1 protein-coding gene is annotated in these 352 nt (G+C 56.8%); it reads left to right on the forward strand.

Annotated features, from left to right (window positions below; genetic code table 11):
• The coding region (locus AC55NX_RS20915; protein WP_496997481.1) for an AMP-binding protein at positions 1 to 352 on the forward strand (352 nt) is incomplete at both ends.

Here is a 352-nt window from a genome sequence, read left to right on the forward strand (position 1 = left end):
GATTCGTAAGAGCTATGCCCGTCTGCCACAGATTGAATTACATAACTTGTATGGTCCGACGGAAGCGGCGGTGGATGTCACCGCGTGGCACTGTCCGCAGCAACTGGAAGGTGACCGGGTGTCGATTGGTCATCCGGTGGCGAATACTCAGATGTATGTGCTCGATGATGACGGTCGTCCGGCTCCGGTGGGTGTTGAAGGGGAGCTGTACATCGGTGGTGTGCAGGTGGCACGGGGTTATCTCAACCGGGATGAGCTGACCGCAGAGCGCTTTGTTGCCAACCCATACAACGAAGCTTATCCGGTGATGTACCGTACCGGCGATGTCGGTTGCTGGTTAGCCGATGGTACG

It is taken from the genome of Vibrio rubrogenes, from assembly GCF_059641415.1.